Raw genomic sequence first — 25193 nt, 5'->3', positions numbered from 1 at the left:
GGCTGTACACACGCCCAATAAGAACGTGTGACAGATAAGAGCGTGACGGGACAGGCTTGAAACGTGACGAGGGACGGGTGATGTGGCGCGAAATTCCCGCCGATGAGCGGCATGAAATTACTGTCGATGGGTATAAGGTCATCGCCTATTCCTTCGGCAGCGGCGATGAAACCCTGCTCTGTCTCAATGGCGGCCCCGGTCTTCCTTGCGACTATCTGCGCGAGGCGCATTCCTGTCTGAAGGACAAAGGCTTTCGCGTCGTCGCCTTCGATCAGCTCGGGACCGGCGCCTCAGACCGGCCGACGGATCCGAAATTGTGGGACATCACACGCTATGTGGCCGAAGTCGAAACCGTGCGGAAGGCGCTGAATCTGGGCCGCGTCCATCTCCTCGGCCATTCCTGGGGCGGCTGGCTCTCCATCGAATATGCGGTGACGCACCCAGAGAATCTGAAATCGCTGATCCTCGCCGACACCAATGCCGACATGCCGCATCTGGTCTCCGAATTGATGCGCCTGCGCGACGCGCTGGGCTCCGAGACGGTCGCCATGATGCAGCGGCACGAGGCGCAGGGGACGCTCACCCATCCCGAATATCAGGCGGCGGTAACCATCCTCAATTACCGTCATGTCTGCCGTCTCGAGGAATGGCCGGCACCGGTCAAGCGCTCGCTCGACGATTGGAACATGGGGCCTTATGTCACCATGCAAGGGCCCAACGAGTTTCTCTATACGGGTAACCTCAAGGATTGGAACCGCGTCCCCGATCTTCACAAGATTCCGTGCCCGACTCTTATCGTCACCGGCCAGCATGACGAGTTGACACCGGCCTGTTCGCTGCGCATGAAGCTCCACCTCAAGAACGCAGAACTTCACGTCTTCCCGAATTCCAGCCACATGCCTTTCTATGAAGAGCCGCACGCCTATTATCCGGTGCTGCTCAATTTCCTCGATCACCAGCGCGGCAAATGAACCTCTACCGTTATCGTTTCATCCTGGCGCGGCCGCTGCAGCTGCTGCCCGTTCTCTTGGGCATCAGCATCATCACCTTCGTGCTGGTGCGCCTCATCCCCGGCGATCCGGCGCGGGTGCTCCTAGGGGCCAAATCGACGCCGGAAGCGGTCGCCCGCATCCGCGCGCAGTTCGGCTTGGATGAGCCGATCTGGCTGCAATATCTCTACTTCATCAAAAATCTGGTCATGGGCGATATGGGGAAATCGATCCTCTACAAATTGCCCGTGCTGCAGCTCATCGCCGAGCGCCTCGCGCCGACCCTGCTTCTCATTTTGGGCAGCGTGCTGCTGGCCTTGGCGTTGGCCATTCCGCTGGCCTCGGTCGCAGCGGTGAAGCGCGGGCGCTTCGCTGATCATGCGATCCGCCTCTTCTCCACCGCCGGCCTCGGCTTTCCGCCCTTCTGGCTTGCGATCATGCTGATCATCCTCTTCAGCGTGAAGCTCGACCTCTTTCCCGTCGCGGGCTATGGCGATAGCTGGGGCGACCGGCTGCATCACTTGGTGCTGCCCTGCTTCACCGTGGCGCTGGCGCTTTCCGCCGTCATCACGCGCAATCTGCGCGCCAGCATGATCGCCGAACTTGCCTCCGATCACGCAACGGCAGCGCGGGCGCGGGGTCTGTCCGAGGCGCGCGTTTTTTGGCGCCATGTGCTGCCCAATGCCGTCATCCCGGCAATCAACCTGCTCGCCGTCAATATCGGCTGGCTCATCGGCGGATCGGTCGTGATCGAGACCGTCTTCTCCATCCCCGGCATGGGCCAGCTGCTGGTGCGCGGCATCTTCACGCGCGATTACATGGTGGTGCAATCGGTGGCGATGGTCTTTGCCTGTGCGACCGTCATCGTCAATTTCCTCGCCGACATCTTGACCGTCGCCATCGATCCCAGGGTGGAATTGTGAGGGGGGTGGAGCTATGAGCAGCGCCGTGGCTCTCCGCCCCAACTGGCTGCCGCGTTTCGGCAAGCATCCGCGGCCGCTCATCCTGGGTGCCGCCATCATCGGCACCATCGCGCTGCTGGCGATCTTGGCGCCCATCGTCGCCCCGTTCGATCCGATCGCGCAGAATCTTGAGGTGAAGCTGCAGGGTCCCAGCCTCGCGCATTGGTTCGGCACCGACAATTTCGGCCGCGACATTCTCTCGCGCATCATCTGGGGGGCGCGCATTGATCTGCAGATGGGGATCATCGGCGTCTTCTTCCCCTTCCTCATCGGCACCACCATCGGCTCGATCGCCGGTTACGCGGGACGTGCCGTGGATGCGGTGGCGATGCGTGTCGTCGATATCGTGCTGGCTTTCCCGTTCCTGGTGCTGATGCTGGCCATCATCGCCATCCTGAAACCCGGCCTCACCTCCTTCTATGTCGCGATGGCGCTGGTGGGCTGGGTCTCCTATGCGCGCCTGATCCGCGCCCAGGTGCTGGTGGCAAAGTCGGCGGACTATGTGATCGCGGCGCGGAGCCTCGGCTACAGCCACCCCCGCATCCTCTTCCGCCACATCCTCCCCAACGTGCTCACCAACTCGATCGTCTTCTCCATGTCGGACGTGGTGCTGGTGGTGCTCTCGGGTGCCGCGATCTCGTATCTGGGGCTGGGGGTCCAGCCGCCGACCGCCGAATGGGGCATCATGATCGCCGAGGGGCAGAATTTCATCACCACCGCCTGGTGGATCACCGCCTTCCCCGGTTTCGCCATCGTCATCATGGCGCTGGGTTTCAGCCTGCTGGCCGATGGGCTGGGCGAAAAGCTGGGGGTCCGCGAATGACCTCCCAAAACGGGCTTTTACGGGTCGAAAATCTGGCCGTCCGGGCGCAAATGGGCGGGCGCATATTCTACATTGTAGAACAAACGTCCTTTTCGCTGGGCCGTGGCGAGATCCTCGGATTGGTCGGCGAGAGCGGGTCGGGAAAGTCGGTCACCTGCCGGGCGCTCCTTCGCCTCCTCCCCGGCGCCAACCTCTCCATCGCCGAGGGCCAAGTCATTTTCGACGGCCGCGACTTCACCGCCATGTCGGAGCCTGAGATCCGTGCCGAGCGGGGGTCATCGATCGGCATGATCTTCCAGAACCCGGCGAGCCATCTCGACCCCGTCATGACCATCGGCGATCAGGTGGCCGAGGCGATTACCCGCCACCGCGACGTCTCCAAGAAGGAAGCCTGGGATCAGACCATCGACCTCCTGCGCCAGGTCGGCATTCCCGATCCCACCCGCCGCGCGCGGCAATATGCGCATGAATTCTCAGGTGGCATGAAGCAGCGCGCGATGATCGCGGCGGCCTTGGCGTGCGATCCGAAACTCCTCATCGCCGACGAACCGACGACGGCGCTCGACGTCACGGTGCAGGCGCAGATCTTGAAGCTGCTGATGGAGCTTCGCGACAAGCGCGGGCTTTCGATCATCCTGGTGACGCATGATCTGGGTGTCGTCGCGCAAGTCTGCGATTCCATCGCCGTCATGTATGGCGGGCGCATCGTCGAGCGGGGGCCGAAGCGTGACGTCTTGAAGGCGCCGTTCCATCCCTATACCGCGCGGCTCATCGCCTGTCAGCCGGCGCATGGAACGAGCGGCGAGCTGCTGCCGTCGATCCAGGGCCAGCCGCCCAGTGCCGGCAACATGCCGGAGGGTTGCCGCTTCCATCCGCGCTGCGACCTCGCCGTCGCCGCATGCCGTGAAAAAGTGCCGAGCCTGACGGAACGCGCACCCACGCATCTCGCCGCCTGCCCGGTGACGGAGGCGCGCGCATGAGCGACACGCTTCTCAATATCGAGGATGTCGAAGTCCATTTCCATGCGCCCAAGGGCAAGTTGGTGCGCGCGGTCAATGGCGTCACCTTCGCGCTCAAAGCCGGCGAGACCTTAGGCTTGGTGGGCGAAAGCGGCTGCGGCAAGTCGACCTTGGGCCGCGCCATTCTGAAACTGGGGCCACTCACCGCCGGCCATGTGACGATCGACGGGCGCGATATCGCCAGCGGCAGCGCCGCCGATATCATGGCGATGCGGCGCGAGACGGCGATGATCTTCCAGGATCCCTATAACGCGCTCAACCCGCGCCTGAGCATCGGGGGCGCCATCGCCGAGGTGCTGAAGGTCCACAAGAAGGTGCCGCCGGATCAGATCGAGGCGCGCGTCGCCGAGCTGATGCAGCTCGTCGGCCTGTCGCCGCAGCTTGCCAACCGGCGCCCGAGCGCTTTGAGCGGCGGGCAGTGCCAGCGCGCCGGCATCGCGCGGGCGCTGGCGGTCGAGCCGAAGCTCATCATCGCCGACGAATGTGTCGCAGCCCTCGATGTCTCGATCCAGGCGCAGATCATCAACCTGCTGATCGAGCTCAAGGCGCGCATGAACCTGGCGCTCATCTTTATCGCCCATGATCTCGGCGTGGTGCGGCGCCTCTGTGACCGCGTCGCCGTCATGTATCTGGGGCGCATCGTCGAGGAAGGGCCGACCGAGGATGTGTTCGGGGCGCCGAAGCATCCCTATACCCAGGCGCTGATGCGTGCGATCCCGGAGATCGACCCGGATCGCGGCCTGCCCACGGACCCGTTGGGCGGCGAACCGCCGAGCCCGCTCGATATCCCGCCGGGCTGTGCCTTCCATCCGCGCTGCCCGCAGGCGCTGCCCATCTGCCGCGAGCGTCTGCCGATCGAACGGCGCATCGGCACCGTGAAAGTGAATTGCCATCTTTACGACGAACCAAGCATCCACAGAGAACAGGAGAGGGAGACAATCCATGCCTAGTAAGAAATTCTTGAGTATGTGTGCGGCGAGCGTGTTCGCGCTGCTGACGGTCGGCACCAGCATCGCCTCGGCCGACAGCGTGCTGACCATCGGCCGGCGCGAGGACGGCACCACCTTCGACCCGATCAAGACGACGCAGAACGTCGATTTCTGGGTTTTCTCGAACGTGTTCGACGTGCTGGTGCGCGTCGACAAGACCGGCACCAAGCTGGAGCCGGGCATCGCCGAAAGCTGGGAGATCTCGCCCGACGGCCTCGTCTACACGTTCAAGATCCGCGACGAGAAATTCTCCGACGGCTCGCCCGTCACCGCCAAGGACGCGGCCTTCAGCCTGACCCGCATCCGCGACAATCCCGGCTCCCTCTGGGCCGACAGCTACAAGGTGATCAAGACGGCGGAAGCCAAGGATGACCGCACCCTGGTCGTCACCTTGAACCAGCCGGCGGCCCCGTTCCTCGCCTCGCTCGCCATGCCGGGCGCCTCGATCCTGTCCGAGAAGTGGGTGACGGAGAAGGGCGAGGATGCCTTGACCGACCAGCCGCTGGGCTCGGGTGCCTTCGAGCTTGTCGAATGGAAGCGCGGCGAGAAAGTGGTCCTCAAGAAGAACCCCAATTTCTGGGAAAAGGACCGCGTGAAGCTCGACGGCGTCGAATGGATCTCGGTGCCTGACGACAATACCCGCATGCTGAAGGTGCAGGCCGGCGAGCTTGACGCCGCGATCTTTGTGCCCTTCTCGCGCATTGCTGAGTTGCAGAAGGATTCGAACCTCGAGGTCCATCTCGATCCCTCGACGCGCGAGGATCATCTCCTCATCAACCAGCGCAACGAGACCCTGGCGAAGATCCCGGTCCGCCAGGCGCTCGACATGGCAATCGACAAGAAAGCCATCGTCGACACCGCGACCTTCGGCTTCGGCGAGGTTGCCAATTCCTACGTGCCGAAGGGCGCCCTCTATCACAACGACAACAATCTGCTGCGCGCTTACGATCCGGAAGGCGCCAAGAAACTGCTGGCCGAGGCGGGCGTTTCCGACCTCAACCTCAACTTCATCGTCGATACCGGCGACGAGGTGCAGGAGCAGACGGCGATCCTCATCCAGGAACAGCTCGCCAAGGCCGGCGTCACGGTCAACATCAACAAGGTCGATCCCAGCTCGTCCTGGGACATGGAAGTGAATGGCGAATACGATCTCGCCATCAACTATTGGACCAATGACGTGATCGACCCGGACCAGAAGACGACCTTCGTCCTGGGTCATGACGCCAACAACAATTACATGACCCATTACAAGAACGACAAGGTCAAGGAACTGGTGGCGGCGGCCCGCGTCGAAATGGACCCGAAAAAGCGCGAGGCCATGTATATCGAGATCCAGACCATCGCCAAGGAAGAGGCGCATTGGATCGATCTCTATTACAGCCCCTACCGCAACGTGACGCGCAAGAACATCAGCGGCTTCTACCAGAACCCGCTGGGCCGCTTCTTTCTGGAAGACACGGCGAAGAACTAAACCGCGTCGGAACTTAGAAGCAGGGCCGGGCAAGCGATTGCCCGGCCGTTTTTCTTTGCCCCTCAATCGCCTCATTGTCGCAACCGGGTAAACAATAAGGTTCCGTGAAGCAGCATTGTTTGCATTGCTTCCTGCCCCTACTTTCAATCCCAAGTCGTCACGAACAAAGAGTTGAGAGCCATGACCATCCGGCAGACCGAACATATCATCCGGGGCGAGGATGCCTCGGACGGGGCGGGGGTGAAGATGAAGCGCGTCTTCCCGACCCAGCGCGTCGCCCTGATCGACCCGTTCCTGTTGTTCGACGAGTTCGGCTCCGATGATCCCAATGCCTATATCGGCGGCTTTCCCGACCATCCGCATCGCGGCTTCGAGACCGTCACCTACATGCTGGCCGGGCGCATGCGCCATTTCGACAGCCGCGGGAACAGCGGGCTGCTGACGGCCGGTGCCGCGCAATGGATGACGGCGGGCAGCGGCCTCATCCATTCCGAAATGCCGGAACAGACCGACGGGCTGATGCGCGGTTTCCAGATCTGGATCAACCTGCCCGCCAAAGAAAAGATGATTCCGCCGCGCTATCAGGATTACGCACCGGAAGAGATTCCGGTGACGACACTCGAGAACGGCACCGTCGTCAAAGTGGTGGCGGGCGAGGCCGCGGGTATCATCGGCCCCGTCAATGGCGTCTCGCGCCAGCCGCTCCTTGTCGACGTCACCTTGCCCGCCGGCACCAGCTGGCGTCAGGCGGTCGATGAAGAAGCAACCGTGCTGGCGCATGTCTTCGAAGGCACGGCCGAGATCGGCGGCAAGGCGCTGGGCACGACGCAGATGGCGGTGCTGGGTCAAGGCGATGAGATCGAACTCAAAGCCGGCCCCCTGGGTGCGCGCATCCTGGTGCTCGCCGCCAAACCCATCGGCGAACCGGTCGCGCGCTATGGCCCCTTCGTCATGAACACGCGGGAAGAGATCGAACAGGCGTTCGAGGATTACCGCGCCGGCAAGATGGGGTGACGCGGCCGACGGATGTTGATGTCGATCGGCCTTTGCCCTGATTGCTTTTGCCCTGATTGCAATTGATGGGGGCTTCATGCATCAATCGGTCCCGGATTTTCGACCTATGAACATCGGGGACAGGCATGCGCGTTTTCATCAGCAGCGATATCGAAGGCACCGCCGGCATCACGCATTGGGATGAGGCGGAGAAGGCGCATGATTCCTATCCCGAGTTCCGCGAGCTGATGACGGGCGAGGTGCTGGCGGCGATCGAAGGGGCGCTCGATGCGGGGGCGACCGAGATCCTGCTGAAAGATGCCCATGATTCCGGGCGCAACATCATCACCGAGAAATTGCCGCCGGCCGTGAAGATCATCCGTGGCTGGAGCGGGCATCCCTTGAGCATGGTGCAGGGGATCGACGAGGGTTTCGACGCGGTCATTTTCACCGGCTATCACAGCCGCGCCGGGTCCGAGACCAACCCGTTGGCGCATACGATGAATCTGCGCGTCCAGGAGCTGCGCCTCAATGGCATTCCGGCCTCGGAATTCCATCTGCATGCGACCGCTGCCGCCTATTACAAGGTGCCGGCGGTGTTCATCTCCGGCGACAAGGGCATCTGCGAGGATGCGGCGAAACTGAACCCAGGTATGGTAACGGTGGCGGTCAGTGAAGGCATTGGCCGCTCGACCATTTCGGTGGCGCCGAGTGTTGCCCGCGCCCGCATCAATGAGGGTGTGAAGCAGGCGTTGAAGGCCGACCGCAGCAAGCTCTGCTTGCCCGTTCCGGATGTGACGGTGCTGGAAGTGGTCTTCAACAACCCGACCGATGCCTATCGCGCGTCCTGGTATCCGGGCGCCAAGCATATCGGTCATCGCACCGTGCAGTTCGCGGCGCGCGATTTCTTCGAGGTCATGCGCGCGCAGAAATTCATTCTGGGAATCTGAATCGTCGGCCAATGGCGAGGGGCGGGAGATGAGCGAGCAAAGACCGGTCACGATCTCGATCGCGCAGTTCAACGCACAGGATGACGACAAGGCGGGCAATCTCGCCAAGGCGCAGCATTATCTCGACCTCGCCGGGGCGCGCGGCAGCAATATCGCCGTGCTGCCGGAACTGTTCACCGGTACCGGATTTTCCAGCGGCGACGCGCACAAGATGCTGGCCGAGCCGATCCCCGGTCCCACGTTTGAGATGATGGCCGCTGCCGCCCGCCGCCATGCCATGTATGTGACGGGCTCGTTCTACGAGAAGGGCAGCGACGGGCGCATCTACAACACGGCACCGGTGGTGGCACCCGGCGGCGACCTGCTGGGCTGTTATCGGAAGACCCATCTTTTCGACGTGCCCAACCGCACCGACCTGCCGCCCGGCATCATGGAATCGAAGAAGGTTTCGCCGGGCGCCGAGCTGCAGGTCTATGACACCAATCTCTGCCGCTTCGGCATCGGCATCTGCGCCGATATCCGCTTCCCGGAAATGTTCCGCGCCTATGCGCGGGCCGGAGCGGAACTCATCCTGCTGCCGACCGCCTTCCTTTCTCCCCGCTTCGATCATTGGGATTTCTTGCTGAAGGCCCGTGCCACGGATCATCAGATGTTCATCGCCGCCTCCGGCATGACGGGGAAGGAAAAGGTGACGGGCATCGGTTTCATCGGCCGCTCGGCCGTGGTCGATCCCTGGGGTGTCATCCTGGCCGGTGCCCCGGATGAGGAAGCGATGCTCACCACCACGATCGATCTTGATCAGGTCAGGCGCGTGCGCAATTGGTGGCCGCTCAACGATCAGGTTCGGCCCGATCTTTACGGTGCGGTGGCCGTGAAGACCTCGCGTCCATGAAGCGCTTCCTCGCCGCCCTTCTCATCCTGCTGATTGGTGCCGCCAGCGAAAGTGCGGCACAGCAGAAAGTGACGCTGGTCGCTGAGAATGACTGGTTCCCCTATGCCGCCGAACGGCACGGCGCACCGGAAGGCATGGCGGTCGATCTGGTGCGGGCGGCCTATGCGGCGGCCGGGGTCGAGCTTGATCTGGTGAGCCTCCCCTATGCGCGCTGCCTCGAGGAAGTGGCGAAGGGCGTCCGGCTCGGCTGCTTCGACACGATCCGCGAACCGGAGACATTGGCGCGCTTCCTCTTCCACAAGGAGCCGCTTTTCTCGGCCCGGATCGTGATCATCGCCCCCATCGACGCCACGGTCGAGAATCTCACCGCCGCCGATCTCAAAGGGCAAACGGTTGCCGTCACCAACGGCTATACTTATGGCGAGCCGTTCCAGAGCGATGCCACCATCAAGAAGGATGTCGCCAAGAACGATCTTGCCATCCTGCGCCTCGTCGCCAATCAGCGCGATCCTTATGGCGTCATATATGACAAGGTGATGGCGCATCTTCTCGCCGAGCACGGTGGAGAGCTGGCCGGCAAGGTGAAGGTGGTGGGGCTTCTCACCGAGCCCGACCTCTATGTCTCCTTCTCGAAGGAACGGCCGGATGCGCAAGCAGCGATGGCGGCCCTCGACAAGGGCCTCGGCATCATCCGCGCCAACGGCACCTATGCCGAGATCGAAGAACGCTGGTCGTTGCGCTTCTCGGTGGCGGCGCCCTAGCGGAAGGGCATGGCGAGGAGGCGCAGGAGTGTCAGCTTCTCCGGCTTGCGCGCTTCGGCAAGGCCCAGGATGACACCCATCTGCCCCAGGGCCGGTGCCGCGAAATAGGTGCCGAACAGGCGATCCCACAAAGAGAAGATGTTGCCGTAGTTGGAATCGGTCTCATCACGCTGCGTCGAATGATGGCGCCGGTGCATGTCCGGTGTTGCGAAAATTCGGCGCAAGTGCCGATCCCATCTTTCCGGCATGGCGACATTGCCGTGGGTGAAGAGAGCGAAGGCGTTGAGCAGTGCTTCATAGACAAGAACGATGAGCGGATCGACGCCGAGCGCGAGCACGATCGCCGCTTTCCAAAGTGCGGAGAGCAGGATTTCGATCGGGTGGAAACGCAGGCCCGTGGTGAGATCGACATCGAGGTCGGCATGATGGACTTTGTGCAGGCGCCAGAGCGGCGGGATGAGATGCGTCGCCACATGCTGCGCATAGATCGCGAGATCGAGGAGCAGGATCGCGGGCAGCGCCTCGGCCCAGCGCGGTAGGACAAGAAGATTGAAGAGTCCCCAGCCCTTCTCGCCGGCCAGGAGGGCTACGCCGAGCACGATAGCGCCGACCGTCAGGCGCTGTGCCACGACGTTGATGAGGAAGAGGCCGAGATTGGTGCGCCAGCGCTGTGTCTTGTCGGCCGCCAAGGGACGGCGCGGTCTCCAAACCTCGGCGAGGCCGATCAGGGCAAAGACGATGAGAAAGAGACCAAGGCGAAAGAGGGCTTCATTCATGAAGCCATTAGAGCAGGCCTCAATTGGCGGCGGTCAACGGATATTCACCGGCAACGAGATGCGCGTCATAGCCCTGGTCGATGAGCACGGTCGCCAGCCAGGCCGAGCCTTGGCCGGCGGCGGCGATGCGGGAATCGCGGTCGATCCCCTGTGCCGCGAGGATGGCGGCGATCTGGTCCGCCGTCTTCAGCCTTCCGTCGGGCGTCAGCAGCTCGGCCGAGAGGCCGCTTTCGACGATGCGATAGTCGCTGGGGCGCAGCTTCGTGGCCTCGACCGACCAGCGCTGGCCGCGCGCGATCTCGGCATTGCCGAGGCCGAAGGGCGGCTGGACGGTGGGGAGACCGGCCGCCAGCAAGGCGGGAAGGCCGCCATCGACCAAGGCGACACGGTTCTGCCCCAGCTCGCGCAGGGCCAGGACCAGGGCCGCGTCGGCCCCGAGATCATGACCCGGGTCGCCGATGACGACGGCCGCGGCATCACGGTTGAAGCCGAGCTGGCGCAGGCGCTCCGTCACCGCGGCATCGCTGCCGGCAAGGTCGGCGGGGGTCAGGGCCTGGGCGTTGCGGATCGGGGCCTGGGCGCGGAGATCCGCGCTGCGGGCATCGATCACCAGGGCGCCGGACGCGATCAGGGCCCGGGCCTCGTCGACCGACAGCACCCATTTGCGGTCGAAACCGATGACGTCGATGGCGGAATGGGGGCCTGAAGCCAGGCCGGTCAGGGCGGCAACAGCGCCGACGGCAATCGGCGTCGCCGCCAGAAAAGCCGCCACAATCAGGGTCTTAGGTTGAAGCATACGCGCCTCCGGTGACCCAAATGGGTCAATGGAACGAACCTATCCTTCCGACTTTAAACACTATTAGTTCGATAGAGTAAAGAGAGAATTTTTTAGGGCATGAGCGAGAGAAACTGGGGGGCCTCAGGCGGCGGCTTCGGCGAGGACCCAATCGCGGAACAGCCGGGCGGGTGGCGGCAGGCGCTCGCCCGCCCGTTCGACCAGGTAGAAAGCCTCGCTGCTCTTGATCTTGGCGGCGCAGGGAGCGACGAGGCGGCCTTGCGCCACCAGCCGATCGACGAAGCAGCTCCGCCCCAGCAGGAAGCCGCCCCCGGCCAAGGCGAGATCGACGGCAAGGCTCGCCGTGTCGAAGACGATGTCGCCGGGGTTGGCTTCGAAGGCACCGGCACCGGCACCGCGAAACCAATCGACCCAGCCTTCGGCGAAGCTTGCGACATGAATGAGGCGCTGGCCGGCCAGATAGGCGGGTGGCAGGGGCCGCGTCGTCTCGGTCAGCAACCCCGGCGCGCAGACCGGAAAGAGCCGGTCGCGGGTGAGCGGATAGGCGGTGAGCTGCGGCCAGCTGCCGATGCCGCAGCGGATCTCGAAATCCGCCTCGCTGTCGATCTCCAGCGGCGTCCACAGCGTGGTGAGAAGCCGCAGGCGCAGATCCGGGTGGCTCGCCAGAAAGCGGGAAAGGCGCGGCATCAGCCAGAGATGCGCAAAGCCCGCCGTGACGCGGACCGAGACGTCGCTGCCCGAGCGGCCGTGGAACAGTTCCTCGGTCCCAGCCCCCAGCCGGTCGAAGGCGTCGCGCAGCACGGTGAGATAGGAAAGGCCCGATTCGGTGAGCGCCAGCCCCTGCGGCCGGCGGTGAAAGAGGGCGCGGCCTAGATGATCCTCGAGCGCCTTCACCTGCTGGCTGACGGCCGCCGCGGTGACGCCGAGCTCGGCCCCAGCCCGGGCGAAGCTGATATGGCGCGCCGCCGCCTCGAACGAGCGCAGCATGCCGAGCGGCGGAAGCTGTCGGAAAGTCATGGCCGAACCCTAGGCTAAATCAAACTTAGCCTATGACCATAGTATTTTTGGTTTGTTTGAGCGAGACCCAAGGTGGAGACTTGGCCTCAGCTTCAAGAAACCGAGGGGATCCCAACATGGCCAAGCGCAAGCCCAATTTCGTCATCTTCATGCTCGACCAGCTGGCCCCGCAATTCATGCCGAGCTATGGGCATAAAGTGGTGAAGACGCCTTCCCTGTCGGCCTTTGCCGAGAAATCGGCGATCTTCGACGCCGCCTATTGCAATTACCCGCTCTGCGCCCCGGCGCGCTACTCGTTCATGTCGGGGCGCCTGCCCACCAAGATCGGCGCCTGGGACAATGCGGCGGAGTTCATGGCCGAGATCCCGACCTTCGCCCATCATCTCTCGGCGCTGGGCTATGACACGACCCTCTCGGGGAAGATGCATTTCTGCGGGCCCGACCAGCTGCACGGGTTCCACCGCCGCCTCACCACCGATGTCTATCCGTCGGACTTCGCCTGGGTCCCCAATTGGGACCATCCGGAAATGAAGCTCGACTGGTTCCACAATATGGACGTGGTGCACGATGCCGGTATCTGCACGCGCTCGGCCTATCTCGATTTCGACGATGAAGTCGTCTTCATGGCCAAGCGGCACCTGTTCGATCTGGCGCGCAAGGGCGGCGACCAGCCCTTCTGCCTGGTCGTCTCGCTGATCAGCCCGCACGATCCGTATCTTGCGCGGAAGGAACATTGGGATCTCTACCGGCACGACGATATCGACATGCCGACGCTCAAAGCGGGCTCCGTGCCGCTGGGGCCGCATGAGCAGCGTATCTCGAACGGGATCGGCATGCTCGACCCGGCGCCGACCGAGGATGCCATCCGCAATGCGCGCCATGCCTATTACGGCACCGTCTCCTATATCGACGAACGCTTTGCCGATCTGATGCAGGCGCTCAACGAAAGCGGCTTTGCCGACAACACCTATACGATCGTCACCGGCGATCATGGCGACATGCTGGGCGAGCGCGGGCTGTGGTTCAAGATGAACTGGTTCGAGAATGCCGCGCGCATTCCGATGATCATCAACGGTCCCGGCGTGAAGGCCGGCCGCGTCAAGCAAGCCGTCTCGCAGATCGACATCCTCCCCACCCTGCTCGATCTCGCCAGCGACGGAGCGCCTTTGCATGAGCAAGTCGTCACCGAAGGCCGTTCCATGGTGCCGCATATGACGGGCGGCGAAGGCCATGACGAAGTGATCGGCGAATATATGGGCGAAGGCGCCAAGGCGCCGGGCGTCATGATCCGGCGCGGCAAGATGAAGTTCGTGCATTTCCAGTCGGACCCGGATCAGCTCTATGACCTCGAAGCCGATCCGCTGGAAGTGAAGAACCTCGCTGCCGATCCCGCATATGCAGGCCAAGTCGCGGCATTGCGTGCCGAGATCGCCAAGGGCTGGGACATGGAAGCGATCCGCCAACAGGTGGTCGCCAGCCAGCGCCGCCGCCGGTACTTGAACGACATCATCCGCGCGCAGAATATCGCCTGGGACTACCAGCCGGTCTTCGACGCCAGGGGCCAGTATATCCGCAACACCGTGCCGATCTTCGAACTGGAAATGCGCTCGCGCTTTCCGGCGGTGAAGAAGGCGGCGGAATAAGCGTCACGCGATTTCGATCGCGATCTTGCCCGTCGCACGCCGCTCGCGCAGAGCGGTGTGCGCGGCGTCGGCTTCAGCGAAAGTATAGCGCGTCGGATCAAGGCGCGGCAGCAACTGACCACTCTCCGCGAGCGTCGTCGCTTCCGCCATGATCGCACCGTGATGGGCGCGATGCTTGCCGGTCAGCAGCGGCATCAGGGTGAAGACGCCGGAATAGGTCGCCGCGCGGAAGGAGAGCGGCGCCAGCGCATGCGTGCCCCAGCCGAGGCAGCTGACGACACGGCCGGTATAGGCCTTCACCGCGCGGAACGCGGCGTCGAGCGAGGCACCGCCCGCGGTGTCATAGACCACATCGAACCCCTCACCGTTGGTGAGCTCGGCAACGTAATCATCGACCGGCTTTTCGCGGTCGATGAAATGCGCGCCATAGCCGTCGATGATCGCGGCACGCGATCTGGCATCGGTCGCAAAGACCTTGGCGCCCTTCGCCTTGGCCAACTGCACGGCCATGTGACCGACACCGCCGGCAGCACCCAGAATCAGCACGCTCTCGCCAGCCTTCACGCCGGCGCGGTCGACGAGACCTTCCCACGCGGTGATGAAGATCAGCGGCAGCACAGCGGCTTCGCGGAAGGTGAGGTGGGCCGGCTTCAACGCCAGCAGATCGGCATCGGCGGCGACATATTCGGCAAGCGTCCCTTGATGGCCGCCGACCCCGCCGACCATGCCGTAGACCTCGTCGCCGATTCGGAAACGGGTGACACCGGGCCCGATGGCCTCGATCCAGCCTGCCATATCGAGGCCGAGAATGGCGGGCAGGGGATGGCGCGCATGACCAGCCTCGCCGGCCCGGATCTTGAGGTCGAGCGGATTTATCCCGCTCGCAGCTATCCGCACCAGGACCTGACCGGGTCCCGGAACGGGGCGGGGTAGCGTGATCACCTGCAGCGGCGTGCTGGGATCGGTTGCCTGGAGAGCCTGCATGGTGGGTTGGATGGTCATCTTCGCCTCCGGTTTGTGCCTAGAAGTAAGATGACCGTTCATATTCGTATGGAAATGAACAAATATGTTCGACATTCATGCAATTTTGCATGACACGCGTTAGAGTGCGGCATGGAATGGAGCGATCTCAGACTCTTTCTCGCCATTGCCCGGGCGGGGACGCTCGCCAAGGCAGCCAAGTCGGTTGGCCTCACCCAGCCGACCATGGGGCGGCGCCTGCGCGCCCTTGAAACCGCCCTTGGCCAGACCCTTTTCCAGCGCGGCAGCGACGGCTTCAGCCTAACCGATGAAGGTCAAGCCGTCCTCGCCCATGCCGAGCGGATGGAGGAAGAAGCGCTGGCGGTCGGCCGTATCACGGCTGGGAGTGGTCTCAGCGGTGAGATTCGGCTTGCGTCATCCGACTGGTTCGGCGCGCATGTCCTGGCGCCGCATTTGGCCGCTTTCACGGCGGCGCATCCTGGTATCACGGTGGAACTGCTGACGGATCAGCGGCGCTACAGCCTCGGCCGGCGCGAGGCGGACGTCGCTTTCCGCATAGCGAGCTTCGACGAACCGGACGTCATCCAACGCAGGGCGCTCACCATGACCTATGCGCTCTATATGCCCGCAGCATCGCCGTCCATCGATCTGGGCGACGGCGCCGGTATCAGTCTTGTCACGATGGACGAGGCGTTCAGCGATATGCCGGACCGTGCGTGGCTGCGTCGGGTGCTGCCCAAGGCCCGCATCGCCTTTCGCAGCAATAATCGCGATGTGCAGGCGCAGGCTTGCCTGGCCGGGGCGGGTCTTGCCGTGTTGCCGCGCCTGCTGGGGGATCGCGTGCCGGGCCTGCGCGTCATCGATGCCGGCGAACCGCCGCCCGGGCGAGACGTCTGGGTCGGCTATCATCGCGACCTCAAACGTCTCGCCCGATTGCGGGCCTTGCTCGACTTCGTGCTGGCGGAACTGCCCTAGGACGACGCGAACGATCTTCCTCAGGCCGCGCGGATCGTGCCGAGGAAGCGGTTCACTTCGTTGGTGAGGGCGTCGGCCTGGCGGCTGAGTTCGCGGGCGGCACCGAGGACCTGGGTCGCAGCGCTGCCTGTTTCGCTCGCCGCCTGTGTCACCGAGCCGATATTCGACGAAACCTCGCTGGTGCCGATGGCCGCCTGCTGGATGTTGCGGGCGATTTCCTGCGTCGCGGCACTCTGTTCCTCGACCGCTGCGGCGATGGCGCCGCTAATGCTGCTGATCGAGCGGATCGTCTCGCCGATATCGGCGATGGCGCGGACCGAGCCCTCGGTCTCCAACTGGATGCTGGAGACATGCTCGGTGATCTCCTCCGTGGCCTTGGCCGTCTGGCCGGCGAGATTCTTCACCTCGCTGGCCACCACGGCAAAGCCGCGACCGGCTTCACCGGCCCGCGCCGCCTCGATGGTGGCGTTGAGGGCCAATAGATTGGTCTGGCCGGCAATGTCGCTGATGAGGCGCACCACATCGCCGATGCGCTGGGCGGCACCCGCCAGGGCTTCGACCTTGGCATTGGTGCGGTCGGCATCCGTCACCGCCGCCGCCGTCATGCCGTTCGACTGCGCCACCTGTCGCGAGATCTCCTGGACCGAGCTGGTCAGTTCCTCGGTCGCTGCCGCCACCGTCTGAACGTTGCTCGATGCTTCCTCGGAAGCGGAGGCGACGACGGTCGATTGCTTGGCGGTGCGTTCGGCCGTGCCGGTCATGGCCTCGGCCGAAGACTGAAGCTCGGTCGCTGCCGAAGTCACCACTTGGATGACCGATCCGACGGCGCTTTCAAAATCGTCCGCCATGCGCAGCATGGTGCTGCGCCGCTCGGCCGCCGCCTGTTCCTTCATCCGCTCCTGCTCCGCGCGCAGGCGTTCGCTGTCGATCATGTTCTGGCGGAAGACGCCGACGGCCGCTGCCATGCCACCCAGCTCGTCGCGACGGCCGGTCCCCGGAATGTCGACATCGGTGCGGCCGCCGGCCAGCACGTTCATGACCGCGGTCAGCGCCTTGATCGGGTGCGCGATCATGCGCGTGAGGCCAAAGGCGACACCGAGCGCCACCAGCGCGGCAACACCGGCGAGAATGGCGCCGGTCAAGACGCTGCGGTCGCCCGTTGCGTCGAAATCGGCGTCATGCGCCACAGCTTCCTCATCGATCGACTGGCGGATCTTCATCAGATTGTCGGCCAGGGCCGCTGCTGCCGTGTCGAGCCGGTCATCGACCGCGCGCATCGAATCATTGATGCCGGGATCCTGCTTGAGGAGCGGCAGCATGTCCTGTTCGAATGCTGCGATCAGATCGGCATAAGCCTGTTTGGCGGCATCGAGGCTCTGATGTTCGAGATCGCTGTCGGCGCGGCGGCCGATCTCGTCGAGCTGTTCCTCCACCTCGTTCTTCTTGTCGGCCCAATCCTTGGCCGTCATGTCGAGATCGCGGTTGATGACCGCGTCGGCGATGATCTGATAAAGCTCGGCCCCGGCAGCCGATGCGCCGGTTACGAAGACGGCATCTTCGGCGCGCGTGGCGCCTTCGTCCTGCAGATCGAGCAATTGCGAAACTGTAAAATAGCTCAGCGCGGCCAAGGCCACGACCAAGGCAATATTGATCGCTGAGGCAAAGCCCAGCTTGCCACCGATGGTCATCGATTTCCCCCCCAAAAGGTCAGACCGAATAATTTTACGAGCAGGCAGCAGCGTAGGAATGCGGCCTTAACAGGCCGTAAAGAATTTAGAAAAATACGTTGAAACTTGACGACGCAGATATAATTCGTATATTCGAATGATTGAATGTATTGGCGCTGACAAACAGCCTAGGCTTCTAATCCCCAATGCCCACAAAGGAAGTGTCCCTTCTTGAAAAAGCAGGTGAAGCGGCCGCCTTGCTGCGTGCGCTCGCTCATGAACATCGCCTGGCGATTCTCTGCACGCTGGAGGGCGGCGCGATGAGCGTCGGCGACATTGCAGCGACCCTGGGCGAGCCCCAGCCCAAGATCTCGCAGCACCTCATGCGTCTCCGCGCGGAGAAGCTGGTCCGCACACGGCGCGACGGCACGACCATTCATTACGAGATCGCCAGCGACACAGCGCGTGCCATTGCCGGCGTTCTCAAGGAGGCCTTCTGTCCGCCCAAGCGCGGGCGAAAGAGCAGATAAGGAAAGAAGATCATCATGGATTGGACGAATTTCCATCCTCTCAGTGCTTTGCTCGGCGGCGGCCTCATTGGCCTTGCCGCCCTCATTCTCCTCCTTGGTCTCGGTCGCATCGCTGGAGTGAGCGGAATCCTCGGCGGGCTGCTGCAACGGCTCGACAATGATTCATTCTGGCGACTGGCCTTCGTTCTCGGCATTCCGCTGGGAGCATTGCTGATGGCGCAATTCCTCGGCGGCTTCGTGCCGCGGCTCAATGTCGGATCGGCGGCTCTTGTCGTTGCCGGTCTCGCGGTCGGGTTCGGCACACGCCTCGGCGCCGGCTGCACCAGCGGTCACGGTATCTGCGGCCTGGCGCGGCTGTCGCCACGATCCCTGGTCGCCGTTCTTGCTTTCATGGCCAGTGCGATGGCCACCGTCTTCATCATCCATCATCTGCTGGCGGACTGACCCATGCTGCGCATCGCATTCGCCCTTCTTTCCGGCCTTGTCTTCGGGGCCGGCCTCGTACTTTCCGGCATGGCCGATCCGATGAAGGTCACAGCCTTCCTCGACCTCGCGGCGATGGCGAACGGTGGGTGGGACCCGAGCCTTGCCTTTGTGATGGGTGGCGCCCTCATCGTCACCCTGCCGGGTTTCGCCTTGGCCCGGCGGCAGGCACGGCCCGTTGCTGCCCCCGATTTCCAATGGCCGAGCGCGCGGGCGATCGACCGCAAGCTTCTTCTCGGCAGCATCATTTTCGGCATCGGCTGGGGCCTGGCCGGCATCTGTCCGGGGCCGGCCCTCACCTTGCTGGCGCTCGATGGCCAGCAGGGGCTGATCTTCTTCGTCGCCATGCTCGCCGGCATGGTATTTTTTCGCATCACGCAACGCTGATTGGGGATCATTCATGTTCTACGAACCGCGGCTCAAGAACAGCGGGTTGGCCATCGATCCCCTAAAGGCCCTTATCGTGCCACGCCCGATCGGCTGGATTTCCAGCATCGATCTTGAGGGCCGCGTCAACCTCGCCCCCTTCAGCTTCTTCAACATGGTGGCGGACAGCCCGCCCATCCTGATGTTCGCCCCGACCGGCGCCAAGGCCGATGGCAGCCGCAAGGACAGTCTGGAGAATGTCGAAAAGGTCGGCGCCTTCGTCGCCAATCTTGCGACCTATGATTTGAAGGATGCGATGAACGTCACCTCGGCACCCTTGCCGGCGGGCGAGAGCGAGGCTGCGAAAGCGGGGCTTGAGATGGTGCCGTCGCAGATCGTCGCGGCACCCCGCGTCAAGGCATCGCCGGTGGCACTCGAATGCCGCTATCTGCAGAGCGTCAGCTTGCCCACCCTCGACCCCGACCAGCCCAATACGGTTGTTTTCGGCGACGTGGTCGGCGTTCATATCGACGATGCGCTCATCGTCGATGGACGGGTCGACATCACCCGCGCGCGCCCGATCGCGCGCATGGGCTATTCGCTCTATGCGGTGATCGATCAGGTCTTCAAGATGACAAGGCCCGCCGGTGGCGCTTAGCGAGGTTCACCAGGCGAGATAGGGCAGGGCATAATCCGGGGCGTGACCGCCGGTCGCCAGCTTCTTCAGCGCCGCCGGGTCGAGCTTGCCATCCTTCAGCAACGCTGCATGGTGGATACCGCCGGCAATGAGCAGCGACTTGGCGCCGATCCCCGCCGCACCGGCGACATCGGTGCGCAAGGCATCGCCGATGCCGACGAGACGCTTCGCCGGCACCTTGAAATCGGCCAGCACCCGGCGATAGATGCCGGCATGGGGCTTTCCCTCGATGAGGATGCTGCCATCCATTTCGAGATAGGCTTCGGCAATGGCCCCGGCGCAGATTTCGGCAACATTGCCGCGATGCACGATGAGATCGGGATTGGCGCAGACCAGCGGCAGGTTGCGCGCCCGTGCCGCCTTGAGCAGCTCGCTGAAATGCTCGACCTTCGTCTCCGGTGAGCCGACGCCAAGGACGAGGAGAAAATCGGCCGCCGCAATATCATCGACGAGCATGACGTCGAGGCCTTCGGTGAAAGTCTGGTCGAGCCCGCCCGCCACGGCATAGGCCTTCTTCCCAAGTTCCGCATATCCCGGCGCGTCACGCCGGGCGATATGGTTCCAGACTTCCTCGCCCGAGGTATAGAAGCCGGCGTAAAGCTCGTCCCCGATGCCCATTTCGCGCAGACGCGGCCGCACGGTCTCGATGCGGCGCGGCGCGTTGGAGACGAGGGCCACGGGGATATTGTGCGCCTTCAACTGCCGCAGCGCCTCGACGGCCGCAGGATAGGCGCGGATGCCGTCATGCATGCAGCCCCACAGATCCATGACGACAAGATCGATTTCGCCGGCAATGGCGCCGAGGCCGGTGGGGAACTGAGTCATGATGCGTCGGTACTTTTCGTCAGTTGAGGGCGGCGTTGGTCTCGGCACGGGCGATGCGCGGCTCGCCGAAGAGATAGCCTTGGCCGAAATCGAGATGCATGTCGAGGAGCTCGAGGAGCATCGTTTCCGATTCGATGTGATCGGCCACCAGGTCGATCGCGAATGAATCGAGCATCCGCTTGAACTCCTGCGGATCGTCGCCGAGTGCTCCGGCGCGGGCGGCGGCAATCAGGCGTTCGGCTTCGATCTTCATGAAACGGAAATGATGGCTGGAGAGCTGCGCCGGATTGAGATCGAAATGCGTCACCTGATCCAGGCTGAAGCGATAGCCGAGCTGTGCCAGGCGCGCGAGATCGTGGAGCAGCGCATCGTCGGCCATCTCCATCGCGCGCTGCGAGAATTCGAACACGATGGCGGGCGCCAGCTCGGCATTGTGCGCCATCATGTTGATGAATTCGCGGAAGAAGTCGCGATCGGCCAGCGTGTGGGCCGAGATGTTGATGAAGAAGCCGATGCCGGCATTCGATTTGCGGATGCGGCGCAGGATCTGGATGCAGCGGAAGAGCTGCATGTTGTCGATGGCGGTGACGAGGCCCTCGCGTTCGGCGAGCGGCAGATATTGCTCGGGGGTCAGCACGCGGCCGTCGCTGATGCGCACGCGGGAGAAGCACTCGAAAAAGCGGCGCTTGCGCTGCGGCAGGGTGACGATGGGCTGCAGGGCAAGCTCGACACCGCTCTCGCGCAAACCTTCGCGCAGCGCGTCGAGGATCTCATCCTCAGCCAGATCGTAGGCGACCGGCGGCATGGGCAGGCTGGCACCCGAAGATGCGCCGGCAGGTATGGGCGCCGGCTGGGCCGGTGCGGATGGCGCCGAAATTGATGGTGCCGAAATTGTTGGAGTAGGCGCTGCCGGCGACGGCGCCGTTTGAGGTTGGGCGGCGGGCGACACAGCTGCAACCGGTCGCGCGGCGGTGCTTTCCTTGACCGGCACGGGCTTCGCGGATTTGGGCGCGGCGGAAGGTGTCTTGCCACCGCCGGCAGCACGGGCGCTGTAAAGCTGCTCGATCAGCTTCTGCAGGACCTTTACCTCATTGACCACATCGCCCACATCCTGGGCGGGGGCGCTGGCGATATTCGCCAGTGTGGCACGAAGCTGCAGCATATCGTCTTCAAGCTTGCGCTGATCCCGCAGCACGTCGGCCAGCAGCCGGTTGAGCTCGCCCAGTGAATGGGCCTGGCTGCGCGAGCGCTGTGCCCCGAGGGCCGCTTGGTGCGCGAGCCCGCCCGCCATGACGACGAAGCCACCGGCGATGTAGGCGAGAATCCGCGACACGCCGGGGACAAATTCCGGCAGCCAGAAGGCAACCAGGACCGCGCCCAGGGCGTAGAGCAGAAAGATGAGGATATGCGCGCGCTGGCTCATCGTCTTAGCCCTAGCAAGGTCTTGGTTAAGGGGGTGTTAAAATCGGCCGCCACAAAAGCTGCGGCATCCTAGCGATGATCGGCGCCGACCGCATCCTTGAGATGCGCGAAGCCGTCGGCACGAAGAAGGGCGGGAAGTTCCGCGACGATCCGCCGGGCAAGCCCCGGCCCCCTATAGATCATGGCCGAATAGAATTGGATGAGCGAAGCGCCGGCCCGGATTTTGGCATAGGCGTCCGCGGCCGAGGCGATGCCGCCGACACCGATGAGCGGCAGGCGACCCTCGGTCAGCCGGTACATGCGCCCGAGCAGTGCCGTCGACGGCGCCAGCAGCGGCGCTCCCGAAAGACCGCCTGTCTCGTTGGCAAGGTCACCGGATTGCAGCGGCGGGCGGGCAATCGTCGTGTTGCTGACGATGAGACCGTCGAGCCCTTCCTCAAGGGCTACCAGGGCGATGTCGCGCTGGTCATCCTCGGTGAGGTCGGGTGCGATCTTGAGGAGAAGCGGCGGGCGCTTTCCCAGCGCATCGCGCGCCGCGCGCGTGCGGCGGATGAGATCCGCCAGCGGCTCCTTGCCCTGCAGCGCGCGCAGGCCCGGCGTGTTGGGCGAGGAGACGTTGATGACCAGGTAATCGGCGAGCGGTCCCAGGCGCGCGACGCCCAGCTCGTAATCGGCGGCGGCATCCGCCGTTTCCTTGTTCTTTCCCAGATTGACGCCGACGATGCCGCGGGCCGGATCGCGCTGCGTCAGACGCGCCGCGACTGCTTCCATCCCGTCATTGTTGAAGCCCATGCGGTTGATGACGGCGCGGTCCGCGACGAGACGAAACAAACGCGGTTGCGGATTGCCGCCTTGCGGGCGCGGCGTGACGCTGCCGATCTCCACAAAGCCGAAGCCGAGGCCCAGAGCACCGTCGAAACATTCGGCATTCTTGTCGAAGCCGGCGGCAAGACCCACCGGGTTGGGAAAGTCGAGCGACCAGAGGCGCTGGGCGAGGATGGGATCGGCTACAGCGGGTGCCGATGGGGCCGGGCAGGCGGCCAGGGCCCGGACAGCGAGACGGTGCGCTTTCTCGGCCTCCAGCAGGAAGAGGGCCGGGCGCAGAATGGGGTAGAGCGAGGCAAGGAGGGTCATGAGCCAGCGGAATTAAAGGAGATGGACCGGCCGCACAAGGACCCGTGCTGCGGGTAGGCGTGGGACCCGAAGCGGCCCATGCCGAGGGACCCGCAACGATTGAATTAAGCTCTTATTCCTTCGCATGCAGAAAATTTTCCCGTGCGCCAAGAAAATCCCGGAAGCGCTTGAGAAACCAAAGTAAGCAAAAGAAAAACAACGCTATCGAGTAAACGACCGGCATTCAGTCTTATACGAAAGTATAGAGGTAACTAATCTAATTATTTACAAATGAACAGTTCTTCCTAGGGACTTCCTCAGCTAATATGACAATCATCATCACTGGCGGTGCAAATGCCTTCGGGGGGAGGCGGTGCCGAACGGAAGATGATCCTGGCACCGAAAGTTGCCCAGGTTTGGTTGTTAGGAATGGAACGCTTCGTCCTGGGCTGCGGCAAGCGCGTCGTTGTAGGCTGACTTTTAGGAGAAGCGATCGTGTCAGTTCCCATGTTGCAGCATGCCGATGTTTGGCGCGGAATCGACCGTCTGGCGCAGAAGCACGGACTTTCCGCCTCGGGTCTTGCGCGTCGCGCCGGCCTTGACCCGACCGCCTTCAACCCGTCGAAGCGCATCACCCGCGAGGGCCGGCCGCGTTGGCCCAGCACTGAATCGCTCTCGAAGATTCTCACCGTGACCGGCGAGCCCTTTGTCGATTTCGTGCTTTTGACCGGTGCCGGCAACGGCGAGGCCAATGGTAATGGCCACGGCGGCGCTGCCGCTTATGACCAGGCGATCGGCGGTGGCCGCCTCATGCGCAATGCCACGCGCACCATCCCCGTCATCACCTTGGACCGCTTGGCCGCCGGCGATTGCTTTGACGGCAGCGGCATGCCGGTCGGCAATGATTGGGGCCATCTCGAGTTTACCGGCGCCGGGAAGGATTGCTTCGGCGTCGAGATTACCGGCGGCGATTTCGACCCGATCTATCGTGACGGCGATACGCTGATTGCTGCGCGCGGGGCCGAGATCCGCCGGGGCGACCGCATCATCATCGGCACCACTGCCGGCACCGTGCTGGTGCGCAAGGTCGTGCGCCACGATGCCGACGGCTTCTACCTCGAGGCGATCCGCCAGGGCGGCCAGCCGCAATTCGTGCCGCAGGACCAGGTACGCTTTACCGCCCGGATCCAGTGGGTCAGCCAGTAAGGGCTTCCAGACCGGTTCCACCCCGCTTGAGCCTTCCAAGCCGCCGCTGGGCCTCATAACCCGCCGGCGGCTTGACTTTCTCGCAAATGTTCCCTATATGTTCCATCATCTGAACGATGGAGATGGCAATGGCGCGGTCGGCCCGGCAGTTCGAGTTTGCAGACGCGGCGGTGGAACAGGCCAGTTTCGACTTCCTGCCCCAGGACGTGCGGTTGCGGCAGCGGTTCGGTGGCGCCACCCAATTGGCTGCGGCCCAGCGCCGGGCGCAATTGCGCCTCATCGATGCCCAGGTCCAGGGCCTGGGGTCGCGCATCGTCGCCCAGCGCCTGCGGGAAATCCTGCAGCCCGTGGCGCAAGATGACATCGAAGCAGCCTCGGGCGCCTTGGTCTCGGCCGATGCGCTGGTAGCGGCGCGGGCGGAATTGCGCGAGATCGGCAATGCCATCTTCTATTTCCGCAATGCCGAAGACGAAGCCGATACACCGGCGGATCAGCAGCCGCTGCATCCGCGGCCGTTGCCCGCCCGTTATTTCGCCGCCTGATCGACGCCACGATCATCTTGTCGAAAACGGATCGAGCGGGTGCCGGAGCATCCGAATTCGGCCCTAGGACCGAACCTGTCGCATGCAGGGAACTTGACGTCACCTGAAGGCAGGTCTTAGCGTTTCACTCAGCAGTCGGATCAACGGTGCAGCCAAAGGGATTCCCGCCCCGGGAGTTTCTGGTAGCGCCGATCCAACCCGTGTCATGAGTGAGGCCAGCCATGGACCAGTGGCATTTCGTTGACGGCAAATGGGTCACCGGCAATCCGCCGTTGATGCGTGCCTTCGATCACGCGACCTGGCTG

26 protein-coding genes are annotated in these 25193 nt (G+C 63.5%); 18 read left to right on the top strand and 8 right to left on the bottom strand.

The window, feature by feature from the left end; all coding sequences use genetic code 11:
* The first annotated feature begins 56 nt into the window (after nt 1–56).
* The 10 genes from ACE3PP_RS09095 to ACE3PP_RS09050 all read left to right on the top strand — a co-directional run bounded on the left by ACE3PP_RS09095 (nt 57) and on the right by ACE3PP_RS09050 (nt 9849).
* Complete coding sequence (locus ACE3PP_RS09095; protein ID WP_374380846.1) at nt 57–971, top strand: proline iminopeptidase-family hydrolase; 915 nt, start codon at nt 57–59, stop codon at nt 969–971.
* The gene (locus ACE3PP_RS09090) at nt 968–1912 is read left to right on the top strand and encodes an ABC transporter permease (RefSeq protein WP_374380843.1); all 945 of its coding nucleotides are present in this window, start codon (nt 968–970) and stop codon (nt 1910–1912) included. Before ACE3PP_RS09095 ends, ACE3PP_RS09090 begins: the two co-directional genes overlap by 4 nt.
* A 13-nt stretch (nt 1913–1925) precedes the next feature.
* A complete protein-coding gene (locus tag ACE3PP_RS09085) occupies nt 1926–2774 on the top strand; it encodes an ABC transporter permease (RefSeq protein ID WP_374380840.1) in 849 nt (282 codons plus the stop codon).
* Nucleotides 2771–3754 (top strand): ABC transporter ATP-binding protein, encoded by a 984-nt coding sequence (locus ACE3PP_RS09080; protein ID WP_374380837.1) that lies wholly within the window; start codon nt 2771–2773, stop codon nt 3752–3754. The genes ACE3PP_RS09085 and ACE3PP_RS09080 overlap by 4 nt, the downstream gene beginning before the upstream one ends.
* Nucleotides 3751–4743: an ABC transporter ATP-binding protein gene (locus ACE3PP_RS09075; protein ID WP_374380834.1), complete on the top strand. Its 993-nt coding sequence runs from the start codon at nt 3751–3753 to the stop codon at nt 4741–4743. Before ACE3PP_RS09080 ends, ACE3PP_RS09075 begins: the two co-directional genes overlap by 4 nt.
* Nucleotides 4736–6253 (top strand): ABC transporter substrate-binding protein, encoded by a 1518-nt coding sequence (locus ACE3PP_RS09070; protein WP_374380831.1) that lies wholly within the window; start codon nt 4736–4738, stop codon nt 6251–6253. Before ACE3PP_RS09075 ends, ACE3PP_RS09070 begins: the two co-directional genes overlap by 8 nt.
* Before the next feature lie 180 nt (nt 6254–6433).
* Nucleotides 6434–7267: a pirin family protein gene (locus ACE3PP_RS09065; RefSeq protein ID WP_374380828.1), complete on the top strand. Its 834-nt coding sequence runs from the start codon at nt 6434–6436 to the stop codon at nt 7265–7267.
* Between the two features lie 125 nt (nt 7268–7392).
* On the top strand, nt 7393–8196 hold the full coding sequence (locus ACE3PP_RS09060) for a M55 family metallopeptidase (protein WP_374380825.1): 804 nt from the start codon (nt 7393–7395) through the stop codon (nt 8194–8196).
* 28 nt (nt 8197–8224) lie between these two features.
* The gene (locus tag ACE3PP_RS09055; RefSeq protein WP_374380823.1) at nt 8225–9088 is read left to right on the top strand and encodes a carbon-nitrogen hydrolase family protein; all 864 of its coding nucleotides are present in this window, start codon (nt 8225–8227) and stop codon (nt 9086–9088) included.
* Entirely contained in the window at nt 9085–9849 is a 765-nt protein-coding gene (locus ACE3PP_RS09050) for a substrate-binding periplasmic protein (RefSeq protein WP_374380820.1), read from the top strand. Before ACE3PP_RS09055 ends, ACE3PP_RS09050 begins: the two co-directional genes overlap by 4 nt.
* On the opposite strand, the gene ACE3PP_RS09045 is transcribed toward ACE3PP_RS09050, so the two are convergent.
* From ACE3PP_RS09045 to ACE3PP_RS09035, 3 genes are all read right to left on the bottom strand, one after another.
* Nucleotides 9846–10625: a sterol desaturase family protein gene (locus tag ACE3PP_RS09045; protein WP_374380817.1), complete on the bottom strand. Its 780-nt coding sequence runs from the start codon at nt 10623–10625 to the stop codon at nt 9846–9848. The two genes, ACE3PP_RS09050 and ACE3PP_RS09045, sit on opposite strands and share 4 nt — an antisense overlap.
* A 19-nt stretch (nt 10626–10644) precedes the next feature.
* Entirely contained in the window at nt 10645–11421 is a 777-nt protein-coding gene (locus ACE3PP_RS09040; RefSeq protein WP_374380814.1) for a rhodanese-like domain-containing protein, read from the bottom strand.
* Between the two features lie 123 nt (nt 11422–11544).
* Complete coding sequence (locus tag ACE3PP_RS09035) at nt 11545–12438, bottom strand: LysR substrate-binding domain-containing protein (RefSeq protein WP_374380811.1); 894 nt, start codon at nt 12436–12438, stop codon at nt 11545–11547.
* 116 nt (nt 12439–12554) lie between these two features.
* On the opposite strand from ACE3PP_RS09035, the gene betC reads away from it, so the two are divergent.
* A complete protein-coding gene (betC, locus tag ACE3PP_RS09030; RefSeq protein WP_374380808.1) occupies nt 12555–14081 on the top strand; it encodes a choline-sulfatase in 1527 nt (508 codons plus the stop codon).
* A gap of 3 nt (nt 14082–14084) precedes the next feature.
* On the opposite strand, the gene ACE3PP_RS09025 is transcribed toward betC, so the two are convergent.
* Complete coding sequence (locus ACE3PP_RS09025; RefSeq protein WP_374380805.1) at nt 14085–15083, bottom strand: zinc-dependent alcohol dehydrogenase family protein; 999 nt, start codon at nt 15081–15083, stop codon at nt 14085–14087.
* A 111-nt stretch (nt 15084–15194) separates the two neighbouring features.
* Here ACE3PP_RS09025 and ACE3PP_RS09020 point away from each other — a divergent pair, with 111 nt between their 5' ends.
* Nucleotides 15195–16037, top strand: coding sequence for a LysR family transcriptional regulator (locus ACE3PP_RS09020; protein ID WP_374380802.1), 843 nt, complete (start codon nt 15195–15197; stop codon nt 16035–16037).
* Between the two features lie 20 nt (nt 16038–16057).
* On the opposite strand, the gene ACE3PP_RS09015 is transcribed toward ACE3PP_RS09020, so the two are convergent.
* A complete protein-coding gene (locus tag ACE3PP_RS09015) occupies nt 16058–17725 on the bottom strand; it encodes a methyl-accepting chemotaxis protein (protein ID WP_374380799.1) in 1668 nt (555 codons plus the stop codon).
* A 185-nt stretch (nt 17726–17910) separates the two neighbouring features.
* On the opposite strand from ACE3PP_RS09015, the gene ACE3PP_RS09010 reads away from it, so the two are divergent.
* Genes ACE3PP_RS09010 through ACE3PP_RS08995 form a run of 4 tightly spaced genes read left to right on the top strand, consistent with a single transcriptional unit; the run spans nt 17911 to nt 19741 of the window.
* Nucleotides 17911–18234 carry an ArsR/SmtB family transcription factor gene (locus ACE3PP_RS09010; protein WP_374380796.1) on the top strand — a complete coding sequence of 108 codons (324 nt, stop codon included), beginning with the start codon at nt 17911–17913 and terminating at the stop codon, nt 18232–18234.
* A 15-nt stretch (nt 18235–18249) separates the two neighbouring features.
* Entirely contained in the window at nt 18250–18678 is a 429-nt protein-coding gene (locus tag ACE3PP_RS09005; protein WP_374380793.1) for a YeeE/YedE family protein, read from the top strand.
* Nucleotides 18679–18681: 3 nt separating this feature from the next.
* The gene (locus tag ACE3PP_RS09000) at nt 18682–19104 is read left to right on the top strand and encodes a DUF6691 family protein (protein ID WP_374380790.1); all 423 of its coding nucleotides are present in this window, start codon (nt 18682–18684) and stop codon (nt 19102–19104) included.
* 13 nt (nt 19105–19117) lie between these two features.
* Nucleotides 19118–19741: a flavin reductase family protein gene (locus ACE3PP_RS08995; RefSeq protein ID WP_374380787.1), complete on the top strand. Its 624-nt coding sequence runs from the start codon at nt 19118–19120 to the stop codon at nt 19739–19741.
* Nucleotides 19742–19747: 6 nt separating this feature from the next.
* Here the strand turns inward: ACE3PP_RS08995 and ACE3PP_RS08990 are convergent, their stop codons facing one another.
* The 3 genes from ACE3PP_RS08990 to ACE3PP_RS08980 form a co-directional block, all read right to left on the bottom strand.
* On the bottom strand, nt 19748–20605 hold the full coding sequence (locus ACE3PP_RS08990) for a TIGR01459 family HAD-type hydrolase (RefSeq protein ID WP_374380786.1): 858 nt from the start codon (nt 20603–20605) through the stop codon (nt 19748–19750).
* A 19-nt stretch (nt 20606–20624) separates the two neighbouring features.
* Nucleotides 20625–22028 carry an EAL domain-containing protein gene (locus tag ACE3PP_RS08985; protein WP_374380783.1) on the bottom strand — a complete coding sequence of 468 codons (1404 nt, stop codon included), beginning with the start codon at nt 22026–22028 and terminating at the stop codon, nt 20625–20627.
* Nucleotides 22029–22096: 68 nt separating this feature from the next.
* Nucleotides 22097–23161: a quinone-dependent dihydroorotate dehydrogenase gene (locus ACE3PP_RS08980; RefSeq protein ID WP_374380780.1), complete on the bottom strand. Its 1065-nt coding sequence runs from the start codon at nt 23159–23161 to the stop codon at nt 22097–22099.
* A 474-nt stretch (nt 23162–23635) separates the two neighbouring features.
* Between ACE3PP_RS08980 and ACE3PP_RS08975 the strand changes: the two genes are divergently transcribed.
* Both ACE3PP_RS08975 and ACE3PP_RS08970 read left to right on the top strand, forming a co-directional pair.
* Entirely contained in the window at nt 23636–24346 is a 711-nt protein-coding gene (locus tag ACE3PP_RS08975; RefSeq protein ID WP_374380777.1) for a helix-turn-helix transcriptional regulator, read from the top strand.
* A 128-nt stretch (nt 24347–24474) separates the two neighbouring features.
* The gene (locus ACE3PP_RS08970; RefSeq protein ID WP_374380774.1) at nt 24475–24888 is read left to right on the top strand and encodes a hypothetical protein; all 414 of its coding nucleotides are present in this window, start codon (nt 24475–24477) and stop codon (nt 24886–24888) included.
* The last annotated feature ends 305 nt before the right edge of the window (nt 24889–25193 follow it).

This window comes from Dongia sp., from assembly GCF_041910485.1.
Classification (GTDB): domain Bacteria; phylum Pseudomonadota; class Alphaproteobacteria; order Dongiales; family Dongiaceae; genus Dongia.
The sequence above is the reverse complement of the archived record's forward strand: the minus strand, read 5'-3'. Positions and strand labels throughout refer to the sequence as shown.